The sequence below is a fragment of the Streptomyces sp. NPDC039465 genome, from assembly GCF_055639315.1.
Window position 1 is genome coordinate 186,209 of record NZ_JBVKAP010000005.1, and the last position, 20,725, is coordinate 206,933.

A 20,725-nucleotide genomic window follows, 5' to 3' on the forward strand; every position below is an offset into this window, starting at 1 on the left:
CGTAGTGGCGCAGCAGATCGGCTTCAAGGGCCTCGGCGTGTTCGGTGACGAACTCGTCGAGGCTCAGTCTTCCCCCAGGCCGAGCCCGGTCTCCTTGCTGTAGGCGTTCAGGATCGCGCCGATGTCCTGCATCGTGACGTTGTGCTTCTCGAAGCGGGTGAACTGCTCCTCGCCGAGCAGCAGCTTCAGCAGACCGTCCACATCGTCGTCGTCGAGCCGGCGCAGCCCCTTGGCCGTCGCGCGCGAGAGCTCGGTGGGCAGTTCGAAGGTGTCGCCGTCCAGCTCGAACGACCAGCGCTGGCCGAGGGCCTCCAGGCGCTGGGCGCGGGCGGCGTTGACGTTGAACGAGGCCATGGGATGTCTCCGTATCTCTGGGACTCAGATGTGAAGTTCGTGCACATGGAGCTGTGCGCCGGGCGGGAGCCGTGAGAGCTCCCGCCCGGCGGGGCGGTGCTTAGGCGCCGGCCGCGGCCGCGTACGCCGGGTCCTTCATGACGAAGGTGGCGAGCGGCTCGCCGTCACCGGCCGACAGCGCGGTGAAGGTGACACCGAGCGACGCGGCCGCCTTGCGGGCGAGCTTGATGTCGTCGGTGGCGGTGACCTGGCCGCGCGGGATGACGAAGCGGTACGTCACGTCCTTGCCGTCGGTGAACTCCAGGCCAAGGGCGCGCTCGTCGAAGGTCGGACCGTCCGGGACGTCGAAGGTGAAGACGCCCGGGTTGGTGGTGCCGCCGGAGACGATGTCGGCCTTGCTGCCGCCCATGAAGAAGGGCAGCGTGTCTTCGTTGAACTGCAGCATCGAGAACTTCAGCGTCAGGTCACGGTCCGAGTAGACGAACCGGGCCGGGCTGATCGACTGCCACGTCTCGACCGGGTCGAGCTTGTCCTTCTTGGCGAAGGTCACGCCGTCGGTCGTGGTGTACCCGAGGTCCACCCAGCCGGTGCCCCAGTCCGCGGAGGGGTTGGCGGAGAAGGTGGTCGGGAGGGGGGCGTTCAGCGGGGCGACCAGGACGCGTCCGGTGCCTGCGACGCGGATCTCGGACGCGGAGTTGCCTGCCATGTTGTGCTCCTTCAAAGGGATGGTGTGGTGCATCGGTGGGTGCCGTGGGTACGGCAAAGGCCCCGCCGGGATCGGCGAGGCCTGGTCTGTGGGGTACGGGCCGGCAGAGGGCCCGTACGGTCCGTGGCGTACGGGCGGGGCGTCAGACCGTACGGACGGAGAGCTGGATCACGCAGAGGTAGCGGTTCGCGGCGGTGTAGACGTAGTCGGGCAGCCAGCGAGGGCCGTCCGCCTCGGCGACGTCGGTGATGACCGAGGTGCCGAACGCGGTGCCGGCGCTCTGCAGCAGCACCGCGCGGGCCGCGTTGGCCAGGACGTGCGCGGCCGTCTTGTCGGGGCCGTACACCTCGAGTTCGATCATGGGCCGGTCGATGTGGAGATCGTCGATCCAGGCGCCGCCGCGGCGGGAGACGATCACGGCCCGCTGGGTGCCGTTGAAGCCGGCCGGCGGGGTCTCGTCCACGATCGCGCCCGCCAGCTCCGGACGGTCGGAGAGGAGGTCCACGACGATGGCCTCCACATCGGGGAAGGTGCTCGGGGCTGAGCTCATGACGGGGAATCACTCCTGTTCGTACGGGGGCTGACGGCGTACGGGCGGTGCCCGCGGCGCACGCGGCGCGCTGGCGGCGGCCTGGGGAGGGAGCCGGCCGCCGGCGCGCGGGGCCTGCGGGGCACCGCCCGGACGCGAGGCGGCGGAGAGGGGCCCTGGAGGGATGCGGGCACAGCTCCGCCGCTGCACCTATTGTGATTCAGATCGTGCGAGAGCGCAACTAGTGCGCGCGAGAGCGCACGCGGCATATGTCTTTGGAGTGGTGTCGCGCGGCCACGGGGCGTTACTCTCGATACTTCGAACAGAGATTCGATAGGTGCGGTGAGTCGATGTCAGCTCGTTGTGCGGACAGGGAACGGCAGGTGCGCGTGGTCAGGAGTGCCGGCAGTGCTCATGAGCGGCTGACCGATGTGGTCGCGGCCGCCGTGGAGGTCGCGGCGGAAGCGGGGGAGGCCGGGACATACACAGGAGACATGGCCCGGACCCTCACCGCCGTCGTCGGCAAGGTCGGTGCGCGCATCGCCGTCGAGGCGGAGATGCGCGGGTTCACCGGCGGCTGGCAGGAGGCGGTCGCCCACATCGGGTCGAGCCGGCCCGACCCCGGGGGCGCGCGGGTGGTGCACATACGACCGGAAGGGGACGCAGGACCGTGAGATCGGGACCGCATGGCATACGAAAGAGGCGGCCGCCCCTCGGGGCGACCGCCTCTTCTCGTACGTACAGTTCCTGTCTCTCCCGGGGCCCGGCGCCGTCAGCCGGTGGCCTTCGCCGCGGGGCCGGGCCTGCGGCGCGTGGCACGCTCCGCGGCGAACACGTCCTCCAGCCGGTACAGCTGCGCCCGGCCCTGACGTCCGGCCGGTGCGAGGTGCCCCAGCTGAACCCACTTACGGATCGTGGCGGGCACCACTCCCGCCTCCGTGGCGGCGAGCGCGCCGTTGATCAGGGTGTCGGCGGCGAGGATCGTCATCGGCGGGCTCCTTCGTGCGGACGCAGGGGGGTGGCGGACTCGTCCATCGACGCGTCGATCTCGGCGCGGTCCGCCCCGGCGGCGCCCGCCAGAGCCTCCCAGTCGCCCTCGTGCCATACGTGCCGGTACGCCGGATCCGTACGGCAGTCGCACTCCTCGTCGGCGCAGCGGCACGCCGGATTCACGCACAGCACCGCGCGACGCGCCGGGAACGCCCGCAGGGAGACCGAGTCGCACCACGGGCAGCGGCCCTGGACCCGGACCATCGTCTCCGAGTCGCCCAGCACCCGGGCGCACCGCCGGGCCATCCGCCGGGACTCGTCCCGTACGTGCGTGGCCAGCGCCGGATGGGCGGCGACCTGGGCAAGGAGGCCGGCGATCCGCATCAGCCGCTGGGGCACGCGCGCGTGGCGCGGACGGCCCAGGCCGAGCTTGTCGTGGACGGCCTCGTCCAGCTCGATCACCCCGTCGGTGATGTCCCGGATGGCGTCGGAGACATGGAGGCGCAGCGGGGCGGCCGAGTATCCCGGTACGGCCGTGCCGTGCCGCTGCTGGGCGAGGAGGGAGTCCCGCCGCTCCTCGCGGATGCGCCGGTCGAGCTCGGGGGAGGGCGCGCGCCGCTCGCCGGGGGCGGCGGACGGGCGGCCCGGGGCCAGCTCGGTCAGCAGCTCGGGGAACTGCTTGAGGAGCGCCTCGATCCACAGCGCGGCGTCCCGGACGGTCTTCGCGTCGTTCTTCACGTCGTTCTTCGCGTCGGACGGGGAAGGCAGGGGAACAGAAGTGGTCTCAGGTGCTGCTGATGCGGATGCGACTGGTGTGAACAAGATGCCTCCCAGGTGCGGCAGGTGTGGCAATGGTGAAGCGGACGTGAAGTCGGCCGGCGCGGCAGGACCCGTACGAGACGCGTCTACGTCACAGGGCGTTGTGGAGCGAGCCGCTGGCGTAGTCGTTGATACGTATTCAGTCATTCCGTGCGCACGCGGGGTCGTACGGTTCACATGGCATGCGCGCGCAGGCGCAACGAACTGGCGGGGTGGTCGTCACGCCGCGCCGCGGGCTCGCCGCCGGGCGTCGTTGAGGACGACCGGACGGCCGTTGCGCCACAGACGCCCGGCGCTCACCCCGTCGAAGAAGCTCTCCGCCGGGGCCACGGCCTCTTCGCAGCGACGCACCACCGGGCACCGCTCACAGGCCATCAGCGCAGGCCGGGCCTCTGTCTCCCGCTTGCTGAAGACCACCTGCGGGGGCAGTCCCGAGCATGCGGCGGCGGCCCGCCAGCCGAAGAACTCCACGACCTCGGACAACGGCAGGGCTGGGGCAGACGGCATGACGGCGCTCCTGTCTCGGGCGGCGATCGGACGGCTCGTACCGCCTCGAAAGGCGGTTGCGAACACGCACACTGACACGTTGCGCGCTCGCACGCAACTCAAAACTCCGTCACCTTCGCAAAATCGACACCGTGCGCGCGCAGCAGCACGTAATTCCGTGCGCGCAAGCGCGATAAGGTGGGCATCGCTTTGGAGGGAGGCGACCAGCCATGACCGCCAGTGATCTGGAACAGTTCGCCGCCTGGATCGAGGAATTGATTCGCCGTCGCGGCTACGACATCGACAGCCCGCGCGGCGGTGGCAAGTCCCGCCTCGCGGACGAAGCGGGGGTGCACCGCGCCGCCATCACCCGCCTGCTGCAGCGGCAGAGCATGCCGGACCTGGAGACGACCCGCCGTCTCGCGCACGTACTGGACGTGCCGGTGCGGGACATGCTCATCCGGTCCGGACGGCTCACCGAGGACGACCTGCCGCTGCCGCAGGTCGCCGCGGCGTCCCCGGCCGTCGCGGGGGAGCGCCGGATGACGCTGGAGGAGGCCGCGGCCGGGCTCGGCGTGCCGGCCGACCAGCGGGAGATGTTCATCAAGGTCGCGGGCCAGTTCCTGTCCGCGTCCCCGGTCCGCCGCGAGTCCCTCGCCAAGGACTGACCGCTCCGGCCGACCGCTCCGCGCGCAAGGACCGACCGCTCCGCTTCTCACGCGCCGGACGCTCCCCGCCCCGAGCGCTGCGTCGGGGAAGGGCGTCCGGAACGGCCGCCTCCCTCGCGTCCCAGTAAACTGTCACGGCCTGTCCCCCACACTCACACAGGCTGTACACCCCCCAAGAGAGCCGCACACGCCGGCGCCGCCAGGCCGGACGCGTCGCCGAAGTGTGCCTCCGACGCCATGGGCGGGATTGGCAGCGATGGGACGCGAGAGAGAAATACGCATGGCCGAGGGCAACGAGCGCTCCCTGCCCTCGGGCGACAGTCGCGACGCCGCCGACGCCGCCGACGGCGCACCGGGTCCCACCTCGGTCGAGGATCATCCGTCGGGCGGGGAGGACGCACGGATACCGCCGGACGACGTCCCCGGCCTCCTCGCCTTACTCGGCAGACTGCTGGAGGACCACGCCCCCGACGAGGTCGCCGTGGTGCTCCGCGAGGAGATCGAGCGACGCGAGTTCAGCGCGTACGCCAACGGCTGGCGCGACGCCGCCGCGCACTTCACTCCCGCATTGGAGGAGGCCCGGCTGACGCCTGCCCGCACGCTGCGGCTCGTCGACCGCATCCCCGGCCAGGCCGCCGTCATCCCTTTCCCCAAGGGACGTACGCCGACGGGCCCCCCGGGCGACCGCGCCGACAGCGGCCCGGCAGGCCCGGCAGGCCCGGCGGGCCCGGGGGAGTCCCTTTCCGCCCCGGTCGGGGAGGCCGCCACGGGGCCCGGGGAAGGCGGCGACACCTCCGCACCCCACGCCCCGTCCGCCACGGACGCCACGGACGCCACAGGGGCCTCGGAGGGCCCACGGAGCACCCCGCCCGGCTTCGTCCCCAAGAGCCGCCGGTCGAAGGTGCCCACCATCCCGAGGCTCAGCGGTCTGCCCCGGCCCCGGCGCGACCCGTCCGCCACCCGCCGCCCGGCACCGGGAGCACCGGACGACGACGCGGTCTGACGCCCCCGGCGGAACCGCGTCCCGGGCGCGTCTGCCGAGGTCGGCCGGGCCCCGCTGCGCGCGGGCATTTGTTTTGACCGGAGTCCATGCGATAGGTACGCTCAGACCTTGTGCCTGGGGTGTGCCTGGGCTCGCGTGCGTGTCTTCAACCGCACGGCGAGTCGCCAACGGCCGCCGTAATCTGCGCCCTTTTCGCCTTCGGGCGGGGATCCGCAGCATTCGACACACCCGACCGCGTGGGTCGGCAACGTTCCAGGTTAGCTTTACTACACGGCACACAGAAACCGGAGAAGTAGTGCCTACGATCCAGCAGCTGGTCCGTAAGGGCCGGCAGGACAAGGTCGAGAAGAACAAGACGCCCGCACTCGAGGGTTCCCCTCAGCGCCGCGGCGTCTGCACGCGTGTGTTCACGACCACCCCGAAGAAGCCGAACTCGGCCCTGCGGAAGGTCGCGCGTGTGCGTCTGACCTCCGGCATCGAGGTCACGGCCTACATTCCGGGTGAGGGACACAACCTGCAGGAGCACTCCATCGTGCTCGTGCGTGGTGGCCGTGTGAAGGACCTGCCGGGTGTTCGCTACAAGATCATCCGCGGTTCCCTCGACACCCAGGGTGTCAAGAACCGCAAGCAGGCCCGCAGCCGCTACGGCGCCAAGAAGGAGAAGTAAGAATGCCTCGTAAGGGCCCCGCCCCGAAGCGCCCGGTCATCATCGACCCGGTCTACGGCTCTCCTCTGGTGACCTCGCTCATCAACAAGATCCTGCTGAACGGCAAGCGCTCCACCGCCGAGCGGATCGTGTACGGCGCCATGGAAGGCCTCCGCGAGAAGACCGGCAACGACCCGGTCATCACGCTGAAGCGCGCCCTCGAGAACGTCAAGCCGGCGCTCGAGGTCAAGTCCCGCCGTGTCGGTGGCGCCACCTACCAGGTGCCGATCGAGGTCAAGCCCGGTCGCGCCTCCACCCTCGCGCTGCGCTGGGTCGTGGGTTACTCCCGCGCCCGCCGCGAGAAGACCATGACCGAACGCCTCATGAACGAGCTGCTCGACGCCTCCAACGGTCTCGGCGCTGCGGTCAAGAAGCGTGAGGACACGCACAAGATGGCCGAGTCCAACAAGGCCTTCGCGCACTACCGCTGGTAGTCGCACCCACATCGAGACCGAGAGAAGACTGAAGCCTTATGGCTACCACTTCGCTTGACCTGGCCAAGGTGCGCAACATCGGCATCATGGCTCACATCGACGCGGGCAAGACGACGACCACCGAGCGCATCCTGTTCTACACCGGTGTTTCGTACAAGATCGGTGAAGTCCACGACGGCGCCGCCACGATGGACTGGATGGAGCAGGAGCAGGAGCGCGGCATCACGATCACGTCCGCCGCGACGACCTGTCACTGGCCGCTCGAGGACGTCGATCACACCATCAACATCATCGACACCCCCGGTCACGTGGACTTCACCGTCGAGGTGGAGCGTTCGCTCCGCGTCCTCGACGGCGCCGTGACCGTGTTCGACGGTGTTGCCGGTGTCGAGCCGCAGTCCGAGACGGTCTGGCGTCAGGCCGACCGTTACGGCGTGCCCCGCATCTGCTTCGTCAACAAGCTCGACCGGACCGGCGCGGAGTTCCACCGCTGCGTCGACATGATCTCGGACCGCCTCGGCGCGACCCCGATCGTCATGCAGCTTCCGATCGGTGCCGAGGCTGACTTCAAGGGCGTTGTCGACCTGGTCCGTATGAAGGCCCTGGTCTGGTCCGCCGAAGCCGCCAAGGGTGAGATGTACGACGTCGTCGACATCCCGGCCACGCACACCGAGGCCGCCGACGAGTGGCGCGGCAAGCTGCTCGAGACGGTCGCCGAGAACGACGAAGAGATCATGGAGCTGTACCTGGAGGGCCAGGAGCCTTCCGAGGAGCAGCTGTACGCGGCCATCCGCCGCATCACGATCGCTTCCGGCAAGTCCAGCGACACCACGGTCACCCCGGTGTTCTGTGGTACCGCGTTCAAGAACAAGGGCGTTCAGCCCCTGCTCGACGCGGTCATCCGCTACCTGCCGTCGCCCCTGGACGTCGAGGCCATCGAGGGCCACGACGTCAAGGACGCGGACGTCGTCGTCAAGCGCAAGCCGTCCGACGACGAGCCGCTGTCGGCGCTGGCGTTCAAGATCATGAGCGACCCGCACCTCGGCAAGCTCACCTTCGTCCGGGTTTACTCGGGCCGCCTGGAGTCCGGCACCGCCGTGATGAACTCCGTGAAGGGCAAGAAGGAGCGCATCGGCAAGATCTACCGCATGCACGCGAACAAGCGTGAGGAGATCGACTCGGTGGGCGCGGGCGACATCATCGCCGTCATGGGTCTCAAGCAGACCACGACCGGTGAGACGCTGTGCGACGAGAAGGACCAGGTCATCCTGGAGTCCATGGACTTCCCGGCCCCGGTCATCCAGGTCGCCATCGAGCCCAAGTCCAAGGGTGACCAGGAGAAGCTGGGTGTCGCCATCCAGCGTCTCGCGGAGGAGGACCCCTCCTTCCAGGTCCACTCGGACGAGGAGACCGGCCAGACCATCATCGGTGGTATGGGCGAGCTGCACCTCGAGGTGCTGGTCGACCGTATGCGCCGTGAGTTCAAGGTCGAGGCCAACGTCGGCAAGCCCCAGGTCGCTTACCGCGAGACGATCCGCAAGGCCGTCGAGCGCGTGGACTACACCCACAAGAAGCAGACCGGTGGTACCGGTCAGTTCGCCAAGGTGCAGATCGCGATCGAGCCGATCGAGGGCGGCGACGCCTCCTACGAGTTCGTGAACAAGGTCACCGGTGGCCGCATCCCCAAGGAGTACATCCCCTCGGTGGACGCGGGTGCGCAGGAGGCCATGCAGTTCGGCATCCTGGCCGGCTACGAGATGACTGGCGTTCGCGTCATCCTCATCGACGGCGCCTACCACGAGGTCGACTCCTCCGAGCTCGCGTTCAAGATCGCCGGTTCGCAGGCCTTCAAGGAGGCCGCGCGCAAGGCCAGCCCCGTACTGCTCGAGCCGATGATGGCCGTTGAGGTCACCACGCCCGAGGACTACATGGGTGAGGTCATCGGCGACATCAACTCTCGCCGTGGTCAGATTCAGGCCATGGAGGAGCGCATGGGCGCCCGGATCGTCAAGGGTCTGGTGCCGCTTTCGGAGATGTTCGGCTACGTCGGCGACCTCCGCAGCAAGACGTCGGGTCGCGCAAGCTACTCGATGCAGTTCGACTCCTACGCCGAGGTTCCGCGGAACGTCGCCGAGGAGATCATCGCGAAGGCCAAGGGCGAGTAACTCACCCGAGTTCACGCTTTAGGCTTGACTCCGGAGCCTGCTGGGGCATTCCGCTACAACAGTGGCGGGGTGCCCCGGGCCCCGGGCTTTCCAGCAAAGATCACCTGGCGCCGATGAAGCAAGGCGTTCAGAACCACTCCACAGGAGGACCCCAGTGGCGAAGGCGAAGTTCGAGCGGACTAAGCCGCACGTCAACATCGGCACCATCGGTCACATCGACCACGGTAAGACGACCCTCACGGCCGCCATTACCAAGGTGCTGCACGACGCGTACCCGGACCTGAACGAGGCCTCGGCCTTCGACCAGATCGACAAGGCTCCTGAGGAGCGCCAGCGCGGTATCACCATCTCCATCGCGCACGTCGAGTACCAGACCGAGTCGCGTCACTACGCGCACGTTGACTGCCCCGGTCACGCGGACTACATCAAGAACATGATCACGGGTGCGGCGCAGATGGACGGCGCCATCCTCGTGGTCGCCGCCACCGACGGCCCGATGCCGCAGACCAAGGAGCACGTGCTCCTGGCCCGCCAGGTCGGCGTTCCGTACATCGTCGTCGCCCTGAACAAGGCCGACATGGTGGACGACGAGGAGATCCTGGAGCTCGTCGAGCTCGAGGTCCGTGAGCTCCTCACCGAGTACGAGTTCCCGGGCGACGACCTGCCGGTCGTCCGCGTCTCGGCGCTCAAGGCGCTCGAGGGCGACAAGGAGTGGGCGGACAAGCTCCTCGGTCTGATGAAGGCCGTCGACGAGTCCATCCCGCAGCCCGAGCGTGACGTCGACAAGCCGTTCCTGATGCCGATCGAGGACGTCTTCACGATCACCGGTCGTGGCACCGTCGTCACCGGTCGTATCGAGCGTGGTGTCCTGAAGGTCAACGAGACCGTCGACATCATCGGTATCAAGGAAGAGAAGACCACCACCACGGTCACCGGTATCGAGATGTTCCGCAAGCTGCTCGACGAGGGCCAGGCCGGTGAGAACGTCGGTCTGCTCCTCCGTGGCATCAAGCGCGAGGACGTCGAGCGCGGCCAGGTCATCATCAAGCCGGGTTCGGTCACGCCGCACACCGAGTTCGAGGCGCAGGCCTACATCCTGTCCAAGGACGAGGGTGGCCGCCACACGCCGTTCTTCAACAACTACCGCCCGCAGTTCTACTTCCGTACCACGGACGTGACCGGCGTCGTGACCCTCCCCGAGGGCACCGAGATGGTCATGCCGGGCGACAACACCTCCATGACCGTCCAGCTGATCCAGCCGGTCGCCATGGAGGAGGGCCTGAAGTTCGCCATCCGTGAGGGTGGCCGGACCGTGGGCGCCGGCCAGGTCGTCAAGATCACCAAGTAATTTCCTGGTGATTGACCTGGTAGCTCGCTGAGCACCAAGCAAAGGGCCCCGCACCGAGAGGTGCGGGGCCCTTTCGCATGCCTGGCCGACCAGGCGAAGGACGTCAGCCGGCCGTCCCCGACGCCGGTGCCCACGCCCACGGCTGGGCGTCCGGACCGAGACCCACGGCCGTGACCGACCTGCCGCGCACATGCAGGGCGGCGGTCTCCAGCGCCACGGTCCCCTGGGTACGGGTGTGCAGCCGGCCGTCCTGGCGCAGCTGGACGCGGCCCCGCAGATCCTTGCCGAGGAGGACGGTCCCGCCCGGCACCGCCGCCGCGGCCACCGGCCCGTACCCGTCGAACGGCGTGACGGGCGAAGAGCCGCCGCCGACCCGGACCGAGGCGAGTTCCTTGGTCGCCGGGCGCCGGTAGAACAGCGCCAGCGAGTCCCCGGACGGGACCGCGGCGACCGGGTCGCCGGAGACCGGCAGCCCCGCGTCGGAGGCGAACTCCACCGGCCCCTGCGCGGTCTTCTGCGACCAGCGGTGCACGGACTCACGCCCGGCCGCGAAGACATGGACGAGCCCGGCCGCGTCGACCACCGCGCACAGCCCGTCCTGGATCTCCTCGCCGCCCAGGTCGCGCCAGCCGCCCCAGACACCCGAGGTGTCCCGTACGCGCGTGGAGACACCCTTGTCGGCGTTGCGGACGAAGAGATGGATCCGGCCGTCGGAGCCCGCCACGGCCACCGGCACACCGATGCGCCGGCCCCGGTCGGCGCCGCGCTCCGGATTGCCGAGGCCCTTCCACGGCAGGAAGGCGCCACCGGGGGAGCGCTGCTCCAGGCAGACGATCTCGCGCTTGTTGGCGCCGCCGTGACCGCCGAGGGCCTCGAACCGCAGCCCGAACAGCAGCTTCCGCCCGTCCCCCAGGGTCGCCGCGCCCAGGGCGGGCGCCAGCGGCCCGCCGCCGAGGTCGTCCGGCTCGGTCCACTGCCCGCTGCCCGGTTCCGTCTCCCGCCAGCGCACCGCGCGCAGCCCGAGGACGCCGTAGACCGACAGGCGCCCGTCCGTCTCGGTCGCGGCGACCGGTCCGGCGCTCGGGTAGCGGTAGTGGGTGGCCCGCACCCAGCCCTTCTTGTTGGTGAGCGGGCGGGTGCCGCCGACCATGTAGTCGCCGCAGCCCGAGGCGTTGCCGCACTGCCAGGCCGGATCGCCGCCGTACGGGACGAGGTGCGCCGCCTTCTCCTTGAGGGTCTGCGGCGGGAGGTTCTTGGGCCAGTGCCGGTTGTAGTAGCCGCGGAAGGCGGTGGCGGCGAAGGCCGGGACCGTACCGCCGCCGGCGCTGGCGTCGGCGACCCAGCGGACCATCGCGGCCCAGCTGAAGCAGGCGACGGCAGTGTGGTCGCCGTGGTCGGAGTAGCCGGGCTGCTCGCTGTCCTTCTTGCGGGTCGCCTCGTCGCTGTGCTGGATGTCCGGGTCCGGGTCCAGCGTGTGGATCACGGTCGGCCGGTACCGCTCCATCAGCCCGACCAGCACGTTGATGAGCTGGTCGTAGTCGTAGGTGTCGGCGCGGCGGACGGGGGAGTCGGCGGCGACGACGGTCCGCAGGCCCAGCGCCCGGTCCTTCCACAGAGCCGGCAGGGCCATGTAGCGGCGGGGGGCGTGCATCGCCAGATTGAGGAAGATCAGCTCGACCCGGCGGGTGCCGTTGGTGAGGGTGTTGATCTCGGCCTTGCGGTCCCCGGCTAGCGTCACCACGCCCTTGTGCCAGGGGGCGAACTTGTCGAGTCCGAGGAGCGTCGCGTACGCCTGGCGCAGGCCCTGGTGCCGGGCGGAGGAGTAGGCGGGCTGGTCGGCGGGGGTGTCGGGCTTCCCCGGTATGTGGTTCTTGCCGTCGTGCTCGCCGGCGGTGACGTAGACCGACACCAGGGGTATCCCGGCGTCCAGCATCCGCTGCGTGTCCGGGTTCATGAAGTACAGGTCGTCGTCCGGGTGGGCGGCTATCTGCATCAGCTGTGCGTGGCGGGCGCTGGCGATCGGCAGCCCCGGCGCGGGATCGGCCACCGGGCCGCGCCGCCGCGGGGCGGGCACCGAGCACCCGGCGAGGCCGGCCACGCCGAGCGCGGCGGCGGACGCGAGCACGCTGCGGCGCCGCAGGGCAGCACGCAGCCCGGACACAGGTGTCTTCTTCACTTGTACGCCAGCTCCGTCCGCTTCCCCCGCAGCGTCCGGCGTGACCACGCCCCCCTGCTGCGTTACCCCTGATCCCCAAAGGCGCGGCCCAGACCGGTCGAGGGGCCGGGCCGCGCTCTTCTAGACGGTCGGAAAGAGGAGGTGGTTGCCTCAGGAACGCGGATTTCGCGTCACTTCCGGCTCAGGAGTCCTCGGGTGTCCACCGCAGCTCACCGCTGCCCAGGGCCAGCGTCGCCCGTACCCTCATCGGTTCGTCCGCGCGGCGGGAGAGCAGGACGAGCTCGGTGATCCGGACCGACGCGGGGGCCAGCAGGTCCTCGCAGTGGGCGGCGAGCCGCTGGGGATCGCGGGACCGGCCCAGGGACAGATGCGGGGTGAAGCCCGCGGAGCGCCCCACGCACAGCGGGAAGCGGGACTCCAGCGCCTGGCGCAGCCGTGCCCAGGGCGCGTCGCCCGCGGCGGCCGGGTCGAGCCAGACCGTGGCGTCGTCCCGGTGGCCGAACCAGTGCACGCCCTCCAGCCGCGCCGTGAACGGCGGGGTCTCGGCGGCCGCGGCGGACAGCAGCGGGGCGGCCCGCGGGAAGTCGGACTCCGGTACGAAGCCGAAGAGGACGTTGACGTGCGGCGGCCAGCGGTGGATCTGGCGGTCGTGGTCCCGCCGGATGTGCTGGATGAGCGGCCACAGCCGGTCCGGCGGAAGCCAGGCGAGCGCCGTACGGGACGTGGGCCGCACGGCGAGCACCTCGGCCGGCCCCTCCCGCCGCGGCACCACGGCCCCCGGCACGCGCCCCGCCCCGGTCTCGTCCATCCGGTCCACCCCCGCGGCCCGGTCCCAGACGACCTCGCCGTCCGCCTCGAAGAACAGCACCCGGTGCCAGGGGATCTCCCCACCGGGCTCGAAGTCGCCCAGCGGCATCCTCGCGGGCGGTGCGCCCCGCTCGCCGATCCCCATCACGAACCGGTCCGGATCGAAGCGGGGATCCCACAGGACCCGGTGGTAGATCTCGTCACTGGTGCGCACATCGTGTCCCTGCCCGGCGCGTGCTCCGACGCACCGTCGGTGCCCCCGCGTGTACCCACACGTGACGTGGGGTACAGTCTTCCGCCCCGATTGGCGGCCGGATGGCCCCGTATGGCAGACTGTCGGGGTTGCTCGGTTGAGTGCCGATGCTGCGCGTCTCCCGCCGGGAGGACCGGAAGCGAGTCCCACAGTACTCGTCGTCCCTATAGGGACGGACGTACGGGAATCTTCCGGGAAGCGTCAGCGGGGTGCCGACCAGGCACCCGGTGGGTGTTTCTCCCCCGGCACGCGGTCATCAGGCCCGCACCCCTTGGTTGGGAAATCCTTCGGGAATTCTTCGTAGAGGGACTGCGACACGCCCGACCGCGTGGGTCGGAGGAAGGCAGTGTCATCGCGCACAGCCGATCGGGTTCCAGAGCGTTACGAGAGACAGGACTACTGAGTAGCCATGGCGGGACAGAAGATCCGCATCCGGCTCAAGGCCTACGACCACGAGGTCATCGACTCCTCGGCGAAGAAGATCGTCGAGACGGTGACCCGCACTGGTGCGTCGGTCGCGGGCCCGGTGCCGCTGCCCACTGAGAAGAACGTGTACTGCGTCATCAAGTCGCCGCACAAGTACAAGGACTCGCGCGAGCACTTCGAGATGCGCACGCACAAGCGCCTCATCGACATCCTCGACCCCACGCCGAAGACGGTTGACTCGCTCATGCGCCTCGACCTGCCGGCGGGCGTTGACATCGAGATCAAGCTCTGAGGTGACGCGCGAGATGGCTAAGAACATCAAGGGCATCCTGGGCGAGAAGCTCGGCATGACCCAGGTCTGGGACGAGAACAACCGGGTTGTCCCGGTGACCGTCGTCAAGGCTGGGCCCAATGTCGTCACCCAGGTCCGCACGAACGACATCGACGGCTACGAGTCGGTCCAGATCGCCTTCGGCGAGATCGACCCGCGCAAGGTGAACAAGCCCCTCAAGGGCCACTTCGCCAAGGCCGACGTCACCCCGCGCCGCCACCTGGTGGAGCTCCGCACCGCTGACGCCTCCGAGTACACCCTCGGCCAGGAGATCACCGCTGAGGTCTTCGAGGCGGGCGTCAAGGTCGACGTCACCGGCAAGAGCAAGGGCAAGGGCTTCGCCGGTGTCATGAAGCGCCACAACTTCCGTGGCCTGGGCGCCGGACACGGCACCCAGCGCAAGCACCGCTCGCCCGGTTCCATCGGTGGCTGCGCCACCCCGGGCCGCGTGTTCAAGGGCCTCCGCATGGCGGGCCGCATGGGCAACGAGCGGGTCACCACCCAGAACCTGACCGTCCACGCCGTTGACGCGGAGAAGGGTCTGCTGCTCATCAAGGGCGCGGTCCCCGGTCCGAACGGCGGCCTCGTCCTGGTCCGTACCGCGGCCAAGGGGGCCTGAGGTAACCGATGAGCACCATTGACATCCTTTCGCCGGCAGGCGACAAGGCCGGGACCGTCGAGCTCCCCGCGGAGATCTTCGACGCGAAGACCAGCGTTCCGCTGATCCACCAGGTCGTCGTCGCCCAGCTGGCCGCTGCCCGCCAGGGCACGCACAAGACCAAGACCCGTGGCGAAGTCCGCGGTGGCGGCAAGAAGCCGTACCGCCAGAAGGGCACCGGCCGCGCCCGTCAGGGTTCGACCCGCGCCCCGCAGTTCGCCGGTGGTGGCGTCGTCCACGGCCCCGTGCCGCGTGACTACTCGCAGCGCACCCCGAAGAAGATGAAGGCCGCCGCCCTGCGCGGTGCCCTCTCGGACCGGGCGCGTCACTCCCGCATCCACGTCGTCACCGGCGTGGTCGAGGGCGCGATCTCCACCAAGGCTGCCAAGACGCTGTTCGGCAAGATCTCGGAGCGCAAGAACCTGCTCCTGGTCGCCGAGCGCTCCGACGAGGCCGCGTGGCTCTCCGCCCGCAACCTGCCCCAGGTTCACATCCTGGAGCCGGGCCAGCTGAACACGTACGACGTGATCGTCTCCGACGACGTGGTCTTCACCAAGGCCGCCCTCGAGTCCTTCGTGTCTGGCCCCCAGACCGCTGAGACCGAAGGGAGCGACGCCTGATGACTGAGGCCGTCGTCACCAGCAAGACCTTCTCGGACCCGCGCGACATTCTCGTCAAGCCGGTTGTCTCGGAGAAGAGCTACGCCCTGCTGGACGAGAACAAGTACACGTTCATCGTCGCGCCCGGCGCCAACAAGACCCAGATCAAGCAGGCCGTCGAGGCGGTCTTCTCGGTCAAGGTCACCGGGGTCAACACGATCAACCGTCAGGGCAAGCGCAAGCGCACCCGCACCGGTTTCGGCAAGCGCGCCAACACCAAGCGCGCCATCGTGACCCTTGCTGAGGGCAACCGTATCGACATCTTCGGCGGCCCGACCGCCTGACGGCGGTCGAGTCGTCCGGAATCGGACGAGGACTGAGAAATGGGAATCCGCAAGTACAAGCCGACGACGCCGGGCCGCCGTGGCTCCTCCGTCGCCGACTTCGTCGAGATCACGCGGTCCACGCCGGAGAAGTCGCTGGTCCGCCCCCTGCACAGCAAGGGCGGCCGTAACAACACCGGTCGTGTGACCGTCCGTCACCAGGGCGGTGGCCACAAGCGTGCCTACCGCGTGATCGACTTCCGTCGTCACGACAAGGACGGCGTGCCGGCCAAGGTCGCTCACATCGAGTACGACCCGAACCGCACCGCGCGCATCGCGCTGCTCCACTACGTGGACGGCGAGAAGCGCTACATCATCGCCCCGCGTGGCCTGTCGCAGGGTGACCGGGTCGAGAACGGCCCCACGGCCGACATCAAGCCCGGCAACAACCTGGCGCTGCGCAACATCCCGGTCGGTACCACGATCCACGCGATCGAGCTCCGTCCCGGTGGTGGCGCCAAGTTCGCCCGCTCCGCGGGTGCCTCCGTGCAGCTGCTCGCCAAGGAGGGCCAGATGGCCCACCTGCGCATGCCGTCCGGTGAGATCCGCCTGGTCGACGTCCGCTGCCGCGCCACCATTGGCGAGGTCGGCAACGCCGAGCAGTCGAACATCAACTGGGGCAAGGCCGGCCGTAAGCGCTGGCTGGGCGTTCGCCCGACCGTTCGCGGTGTGGCGATGAACCCGGTTGACCACCCGCACGGTGGTGGTGAGGGCAAGACCTCCGGTGGTCGCCACCCGGTCTCCCCGTGGGGTCAGAAGGAGGGTCGTACTCGTTCTCCCAAGAAGGCGAGCAGCAAGTACATCGTCCGCCGCCGCAAGACGAACAAGAAGCGCTAGGAGCGGGTTTAGATGCCGCGCAGTCTCAAGAAGGGGCCCTTCGTCGACGACCACCTCGTAAAGAAGGTGGACGCCCAGAACGAAGCCGGCACCAAGAACGTCATCAAGACCTGGTCCCGCCGCTCGATGATCGTCCCGGCCATGCTCGGCCACACGATCGCGGTGCACAACGGCAAGACCCACATCCCGGTGTTCGTCACCGAGTCGATGGTCGGCCACAAGCTCGGCGAGTTCTCGCCGACGCGCACCTTCCGGGGTCACGTCAAGGACGACCGGAAGTCGAAGCGCCGCTAAGGCGGGGTGGAATCGACTATGACTAACACCGAAGGGACAACCATGGAAGCCAGGGCCCAGGCGCGGTACATCCGCGTCACGCCCATGAAGGCCCGCCGCGTGGTGGACCTCATCCGTGGCATGGACGCCACGGAGGCTCAGGCGGTCCTGCGTTTCGCCCCGCAGGCCGCGAGCGTGCCGGTCGGCAAGGTGCTGGACAGCGCCATCGCCAACGCCGCGCACAACTACGACCACACGGACGCCTCTTCGCTGTACATCAGCGAGGCGTACGTCGACGAGGGCCCGACCCTGAAGCGGTTCCGTCCGCGTGCTCAGGGCCGTGCCTACCGGATCCGCAAGCGGACCAGCCACATCACCGTGGTCGTCAGCAGCAAGGAAGGAACCCGGTAATGGGCCAGAAGGTAAACCCGCACGGGTTCCGGCTCGGCATCACCACCGACTTCAAGTCGCGCTGGTACGCCGACAAGCTGTACAAGGACTACGTCAAGGAAGACGTCGCCATCCGTCGGATGATGACGTCCGGCATGGAGCGCGCCGGCATCTCGAAGGTTGAGATCGAGCGCACCCGTGACCGCGTGCGGGTGGACATCCACACCGCGCGTCCCGGCATCGTCATCGGCCGCCGTGGCGCCGAGGCCGACCGCATCCGCGGCGACCTCGAGAAGCTCACCGGCAAGCAGGTCCAGCTGAACATCCTCGAGGTCAAGAACCCCGAGGTCGACGCTCAGCTCGTGGCCCAGGCCGTTGCCGAGCAGCTGTCCTCCCGCGTCTCCTTCCGTCGGGCCATGCGTAAGAGCATGCAGTCCGCCATGAAGGCCGGCGCCAAGGGCATCAAGATCCAGTGTGGCGGCCGTCTCGGCGGCGCCGAGATGTCCCGCTCGGAGTTCTACCGCGAGGGTCGTGTGCCGCTGCACACGCTGCGCGCGAACGTCGAGTACGGCTTCTTCGAGGCCAAGACCACCTTCGGCCGCATCGGCGTGAAGGTCTGGATCTACAAGGGCGACGTCAAGAACATCGCCGAGGTCCGCGCCGAGAACGCTGCTGCCCGTGCGGGCAACCGCCCGGCCCGTGGCGGCGCTGACCGTCCGGCCGGCCGCGGTGGCCGCGGTGGCGAGCGTGGCGGTCGCGGTCGTAAGCCGCAGCAGGCTGCTGCTGCCGAGGCCCCCAAGGCCGAGGCCGCTGCCGCCGCTCCGGCTGAGAGCACCGGAACGGAGGCCTGACCGAAATGCTGATCCCCCGTAGGGTCAAGCACCGCAAGCAGCACCACCCGAAGCGCAGCGGTATGTCCAAGGGTGGCACGCAGGTTGCGTTCGGCGAGTACGGCATCCAGGCGCTGACCCCGGCGTACGTGACGAACCGCCAGATCGAGGCCGCTCGTATCGCGATGACCCGCCACATCAAGCGTGGCGGCAAGGTCTGGATCAACATCTACCCGGACCGTCCGCTCACGAAGAAGCCCGCCGAGACCCGCATGGGTTCCGGTAAGGGTTCTCCCGAGTGGTGGATCGCGAACGTCAAGCCGGGCCGGGTGATGTTCGAGCTGTCCTACCCGAACGAGAAGATCGCGCGCGAGGCCCTGACCCGTGCGGCCCACAAGCTGCCGATGAAGTGCAAGATCGTTAAGCGCGAGGCAGGTGAGCTGTGATGTCGGCCGGAACCAAGGCGTCCGAGCTGCGCGAGCTGGGCAACGAGGAGCTTGTTGCCAAGCTTCGCGAGGCCAAGGAAGAGCTGTTCAATCTCCGCTTCCAGGCGGCGACCGGGCAGCTCGAGAACCACGGCCGGCTCAAGTCCGTCCGTAAGGACATCGCCCGGATCTACACCCTGATGCGCGAGCGTGAGCTGGGCATCGAGACGGTGGAGAGCGCCTGATGAGCGAGAAGAATGTGACTGAGACGAACGAGCGCGGTTTCCGCAAGACCCGTGAGGGTCTGGTCGTCAGCGACAAGATGGACAAGACCGTCGTCGTCGCCGTCGAGGACCGCGTGAAGCACGCCCTGTACGGCAAGGTCATCCGCCGTACGAACAAGCTCAAGGCGCACGACGAGCAGAACGCTGCCGGCGTCGGCGACCGCGTCCTCCTGATGGAGACGCGTCCGCTGTCGGCGACCAAGCGCTGGCGCGTCGTCGAGATCCTCGAGAAGGCCAAGTAATCACCTGAGGTTTCTCCTCAGGTCAGTTCCGCCAGGCTCGGCCGGGGCTGAGCAATCAGCCCCGGCCGGGAACCGGCAGACAAACAGGAGATAGACGTGATCCAGCAGGAGTCGCGACTGCGTGTCGCCGACAACACTGGTGCCAAGGAGATCCTTTGCATCCGTGTTCTCGGTGGCTCCGGTCGCCGCTACGCGGGCATCGGTGACGTCATCGTCGCCACCGTCAAGGACGCGATCCCCGGTGGCAACGTGAAGAAGGGTGACGTCGTCAAGGCGGTCATCGTTCGCACCGTCAAGGAGCGCCGCCGCCAGGACGGCTCGTACATCCGCTTCGACGAGAACGCCGCCGTCATTCTGAAGAACGACGGCGACCCTCGCGGCACCCGTATCTTCGGCCCCGTGGGCCGTGAGCTGCGCGAGAAGAAGTTCATGAAGATCATCTCGCTCGCGCCGGAGGTGCTGTAAGCATGAAGATCAAGAAGGGCGACCTGGTCCAGGTCATCACCGGTAAGGACAAGGGCAAGCAGGGCAAGGTCATCGCGGCCTTCCCCCGCGAGGACCGTGTCCTGGTCGAGGGTGTCAACCGGGTCAAGAAGCACACCAAGGCCGGTCAGACCGCTCGCGGTTCGCAGACCGGTGGCATCGTGACCACCGAGGCCCCGATCCACGTGAGCAACGTTCAGCTCGTCGTGGAGAAGGACGGCAACAAGGTCGTCACGCGCGTCGGTTACCGCTTCGACGACGAAGGCAACAAGATCCGCGTTGCCAAGCGGACGGGTGAGGACATCTGATGGCTACCACCACCACTCCGCGTCTGAAGACGAAGTACCGCGAGGAGATCGCGGGCAAGCTGCGTGAGGAGTTCTCCTACGAGAACGTCATGCAGGTTCCCGGCCTCGTCAAGATCGTGGTCAACATGGGTGTGGGCGACGCCGCCCGCGACTCCAAGCTGATCGAGGGCGCCATCCGCGACCTCACCACGATCACCGGTCAGAAGCCGGCCGTCACCAAGGCCCGCAAGTCCATCGCGCAGTTCAAGCTGCGTGAGGGTCAGCCGATCGGTGCCCACGTCACGCTCCGTGGCGACCGCATGTGGGAGTTCCTGGACCGCACCCTGTCGCTCGCGCTGCCGCGCATCCGCGACTTCCGCGGCCTGTCCCCCAAGCAGTTCGACGGCCGTGGCAACTACACCTTCGGTCTCACGGAGCAGGTCATGTTCCACGAGATCGACCAGGACAAGATCGACCGCGTCCGGGGTATGGACATCACCGTGGTCACCACGGCGACCAACGACGACGAGGGCCGTGCCCTTCTCCGTCACCTCGGCTTCCCGTTCAAGGAGGCGTAAGCGAGATGGCGAAGAAGGCTCTCATCGCGAAGGCTGCCCGCAAGCCCAAGTTCGGTGTGCGTGCGTACACGCGCTGCCAGCGCTGCGGCCGCCCCCACTCCGTGTACCGCAAGTTCGGCCTGTGCCGCGTGTGCCTTCGTGAGATGGCTCACCGTGGCGAGCTGCCGGGCGTGACCAAGAGCTCCTGGTAACAACCCACTTGGGTTGATACCGGGCTCTCGGTAAGCATCCGGTCGGCGGGTGCCCTTCTCCACA

At 68.7% G+C, this 20,725-nt stretch carries 29 protein-coding genes and 1 pseudogene; 22 read left to right on the plus strand and 8 right to left on the minus strand.

Annotation, left to right across the window (positions count from 1 at the left end):
• Positions 1 to 63: 63 nt before the first annotated feature.
• From ACZ7LT_RS18770 to ACZ7LT_RS18780, 3 genes are all read right to left on the minus strand, one after another.
• On the minus strand, positions 64 to 354 hold the full coding sequence (locus ACZ7LT_RS18770; RefSeq protein WP_471237162.1) for a hypothetical protein: 291 nt from the start codon (positions 352 to 354) through the stop codon (positions 64 to 66).
• A gap of 100 nt (positions 355 to 454) precedes the next feature.
• Positions 455 to 1,060, minus strand: a complete 606-nt coding sequence (locus ACZ7LT_RS18775; protein ID WP_471237163.1) for a phage tail tube protein — start codon at positions 1,058 to 1,060, stop codon at positions 455 to 457.
• A 142-nt stretch (positions 1,061 to 1,202) separates the two neighbouring features.
• On the minus strand, positions 1,203 to 1,610 hold the full coding sequence (locus ACZ7LT_RS18780) for a hypothetical protein (RefSeq protein WP_471237164.1): 408 nt from the start codon (positions 1,608 to 1,610) through the stop codon (positions 1,203 to 1,205).
• A gap of 368 nt (positions 1,611 to 1,978) precedes the next feature.
• Here ACZ7LT_RS18780 and ACZ7LT_RS18785 point away from each other — a divergent pair, with 368 nt between their 5' ends.
• Positions 1,979 to 2,263 carry a hypothetical protein gene (locus ACZ7LT_RS18785; protein WP_471237165.1) on the plus strand — a complete coding sequence of 95 codons (285 nt, stop codon included), beginning with the start codon at positions 1,979 to 1,981 and terminating at the stop codon, positions 2,261 to 2,263.
• Positions 2,264 to 2,361: 98 nt separating this feature from the next.
• On the opposite strand, the gene ACZ7LT_RS18790 is transcribed toward ACZ7LT_RS18785, so the two are convergent.
• The 3 genes from ACZ7LT_RS18790 to ACZ7LT_RS18800 form a co-directional block, all read right to left on the minus strand.
• Positions 2,362 to 2,577 carry a MerR family transcriptional regulator gene (locus ACZ7LT_RS18790; protein ID WP_471237166.1) on the minus strand — a complete coding sequence of 72 codons (216 nt, stop codon included), beginning with the start codon at positions 2,575 to 2,577 and terminating at the stop codon, positions 2,362 to 2,364.
• Positions 2,574 to 3,317: a hypothetical protein gene (locus ACZ7LT_RS18795; protein ID WP_471237167.1), complete on the minus strand. Its 744-nt coding sequence runs from the start codon at positions 3,315 to 3,317 to the stop codon at positions 2,574 to 2,576. The genes ACZ7LT_RS18790 and ACZ7LT_RS18795 overlap by 4 nt, the downstream gene beginning before the upstream one ends.
• A 300-nt stretch (positions 3,318 to 3,617) precedes the next feature.
• A complete protein-coding gene (locus tag ACZ7LT_RS18800; protein WP_471237169.1) occupies positions 3,618 to 3,905 on the minus strand; it encodes a WhiB family transcriptional regulator in 288 nt (95 codons plus the stop codon).
• Positions 3,906 to 4,114: 209 nt separating this feature from the next.
• Here ACZ7LT_RS18800 and ACZ7LT_RS18805 point away from each other — a divergent pair, with 209 nt between their 5' ends.
• The 6 genes from ACZ7LT_RS18805 (at position 4,115) to tuf (ending at position 10,208) form a co-directional block, all read left to right on the plus strand.
• Positions 4,115 to 4,552, plus strand: a complete 438-nt coding sequence (locus ACZ7LT_RS18805; protein WP_471237170.1) for a helix-turn-helix domain-containing protein — start codon at positions 4,115 to 4,117, stop codon at positions 4,550 to 4,552.
• Between the two features lie 280 nt (positions 4,553 to 4,832).
• A complete protein-coding gene (locus ACZ7LT_RS18810) occupies positions 4,833 to 5,555 on the plus strand; it encodes a hypothetical protein (RefSeq protein ID WP_471237171.1) in 723 nt (240 codons plus the stop codon).
• A 295-nt stretch (positions 5,556 to 5,850) separates the two neighbouring features.
• On the plus strand, positions 5,851 to 6,222 hold the full coding sequence (rpsL, locus tag ACZ7LT_RS18815) for a 30S ribosomal protein S12 (protein WP_003948652.1): 372 nt from the start codon (positions 5,851 to 5,853) through the stop codon (positions 6,220 to 6,222).
• Between the two features lie 2 nt (positions 6,223 to 6,224).
• Positions 6,225 to 6,695 (plus strand): 30S ribosomal protein S7, encoded by a 471-nt coding sequence (gene rpsG, locus ACZ7LT_RS18820; protein WP_019888740.1) that lies wholly within the window; start codon positions 6,225 to 6,227, stop codon positions 6,693 to 6,695.
• Positions 6,696 to 6,733: 38 nt separating this feature from the next.
• Entirely contained in the window at positions 6,734 to 8,860 is a 2,127-nt protein-coding gene (fusA, locus tag ACZ7LT_RS18825) for an elongation factor G (RefSeq protein ID WP_471237172.1), read from the plus strand.
• A 154-nt stretch (positions 8,861 to 9,014) separates the two neighbouring features.
• Positions 9,015 to 10,208, plus strand: coding sequence for an elongation factor Tu (gene tuf / locus ACZ7LT_RS18830; protein ID WP_471237173.1), 1,194 nt, complete (start codon positions 9,015 to 9,017; stop codon positions 10,206 to 10,208).
• Positions 10,209 to 10,311: 103 nt separating this feature from the next.
• On the opposite strand, the gene ACZ7LT_RS18835 is transcribed toward tuf, so the two are convergent.
• Positions 10,312 to 12,384 carry a PIG-L family deacetylase gene (locus ACZ7LT_RS18835; protein WP_471237174.1) on the minus strand — a complete coding sequence of 691 codons (2,073 nt, stop codon included), beginning with the start codon at positions 12,382 to 12,384 and terminating at the stop codon, positions 10,312 to 10,314.
• 190 nt (positions 12,385 to 12,574) lie between these two features.
• Positions 12,575 to 13,405, minus strand: a pseudogene (locus tag ACZ7LT_RS18840) (RNA repair domain-containing protein); the annotation flags it as partial.
• Positions 13,406 to 13,853: 448 nt separating this feature from the next.
• Between ACZ7LT_RS18840 and rpsJ the strand changes: the two are divergent.
• From rpsJ to ACZ7LT_RS18915, 15 genes are all read left to right on the plus strand, one after another.
• On the plus strand, positions 13,854 to 14,162 hold the full coding sequence (gene rpsJ, locus ACZ7LT_RS18845) for a 30S ribosomal protein S10 (protein WP_003948644.1): 309 nt from the start codon (positions 13,854 to 13,856) through the stop codon (positions 14,160 to 14,162).
• A gap of 13 nt (positions 14,163 to 14,175) precedes the next feature.
• Complete coding sequence (gene rplC, locus ACZ7LT_RS18850) at positions 14,176 to 14,820, plus strand: 50S ribosomal protein L3 (protein WP_019888746.1); 645 nt, start codon at positions 14,176 to 14,178, stop codon at positions 14,818 to 14,820.
• Between the two features lie 8 nt (positions 14,821 to 14,828).
• Entirely contained in the window at positions 14,829 to 15,479 is a 651-nt protein-coding gene (rplD, locus tag ACZ7LT_RS18855) for a 50S ribosomal protein L4 (RefSeq protein ID WP_019888747.1), read from the plus strand.
• Positions 15,479 to 15,802, plus strand: coding sequence for a 50S ribosomal protein L23 (rplW, locus tag ACZ7LT_RS18860; protein WP_019888749.1), 324 nt, complete (start codon positions 15,479 to 15,481; stop codon positions 15,800 to 15,802). The genes rplD and rplW overlap by 1 nt, the downstream gene beginning before the upstream one ends.
• A 39-nt stretch (positions 15,803 to 15,841) precedes the next feature.
• The gene (gene rplB / locus ACZ7LT_RS18865) at positions 15,842 to 16,678 is read left to right on the plus strand and encodes a 50S ribosomal protein L2 (RefSeq protein ID WP_471237175.1); all 837 of its coding nucleotides are present in this window, start codon (positions 15,842 to 15,844) and stop codon (positions 16,676 to 16,678) included.
• Between the two features lie 12 nt (positions 16,679 to 16,690).
• Positions 16,691 to 16,972: a 30S ribosomal protein S19 gene (gene rpsS, locus ACZ7LT_RS18870; protein WP_030567256.1), complete on the plus strand. Its 282-nt coding sequence runs from the start codon at positions 16,691 to 16,693 to the stop codon at positions 16,970 to 16,972.
• 42 nt (positions 16,973 to 17,014) lie between these two features.
• On the plus strand, positions 17,015 to 17,362 hold the full coding sequence (rplV, locus tag ACZ7LT_RS18875) for a 50S ribosomal protein L22 (protein WP_030685471.1): 348 nt from the start codon (positions 17,015 to 17,017) through the stop codon (positions 17,360 to 17,362).
• Positions 17,362 to 18,192 (plus strand): 30S ribosomal protein S3, encoded by an 831-nt coding sequence (gene rpsC / locus ACZ7LT_RS18880; RefSeq protein ID WP_019888753.1) that lies wholly within the window; start codon positions 17,362 to 17,364, stop codon positions 18,190 to 18,192. Before rplV ends, rpsC begins: the two co-directional genes overlap by 1 nt.
• A gap of 5 nt (positions 18,193 to 18,197) precedes the next feature.
• Positions 18,198 to 18,617 (plus strand): 50S ribosomal protein L16, encoded by a 420-nt coding sequence (gene rplP, locus ACZ7LT_RS18885; RefSeq protein WP_015035580.1) that lies wholly within the window; start codon positions 18,198 to 18,200, stop codon positions 18,615 to 18,617.
• Positions 18,617 to 18,841, plus strand: a complete 225-nt coding sequence (gene rpmC / locus ACZ7LT_RS18890) for a 50S ribosomal protein L29 (RefSeq protein ID WP_031076670.1) — start codon at positions 18,617 to 18,619, stop codon at positions 18,839 to 18,841. The genes rplP and rpmC overlap by 1 nt, the downstream gene beginning before the upstream one ends.
• Entirely contained in the window at positions 18,841 to 19,122 is a 282-nt protein-coding gene (gene rpsQ, locus ACZ7LT_RS18895; RefSeq protein WP_019888756.1) for a 30S ribosomal protein S17, read from the plus strand. The genes rpmC and rpsQ overlap by 1 nt, the downstream gene beginning before the upstream one ends.
• 96 nt (positions 19,123 to 19,218) lie before the next feature.
• Positions 19,219 to 19,587, plus strand: coding sequence for a 50S ribosomal protein L14 (rplN, locus tag ACZ7LT_RS18900; protein WP_003956455.1), 369 nt, complete (start codon positions 19,219 to 19,221; stop codon positions 19,585 to 19,587).
• Between the two features lie 2 nt (positions 19,588 to 19,589).
• A complete protein-coding gene (gene rplX, locus ACZ7LT_RS18905) occupies positions 19,590 to 19,913 on the plus strand; it encodes a 50S ribosomal protein L24 (protein WP_019888758.1) in 324 nt (107 codons plus the stop codon).
• A complete protein-coding gene (rplE, locus tag ACZ7LT_RS18910; protein ID WP_019888759.1) occupies positions 19,913 to 20,470 on the plus strand; it encodes a 50S ribosomal protein L5 in 558 nt (185 codons plus the stop codon). The genes rplX and rplE overlap by 1 nt, the downstream gene beginning before the upstream one ends.
• Before the next feature lie 5 nt (positions 20,471 to 20,475).
• A complete protein-coding gene (locus ACZ7LT_RS18915; RefSeq protein WP_003956452.1) occupies positions 20,476 to 20,661 on the plus strand; it encodes a type Z 30S ribosomal protein S14 in 186 nt (61 codons plus the stop codon).
• Positions 20,662 to 20,725 lie beyond the last annotated feature (64 nt).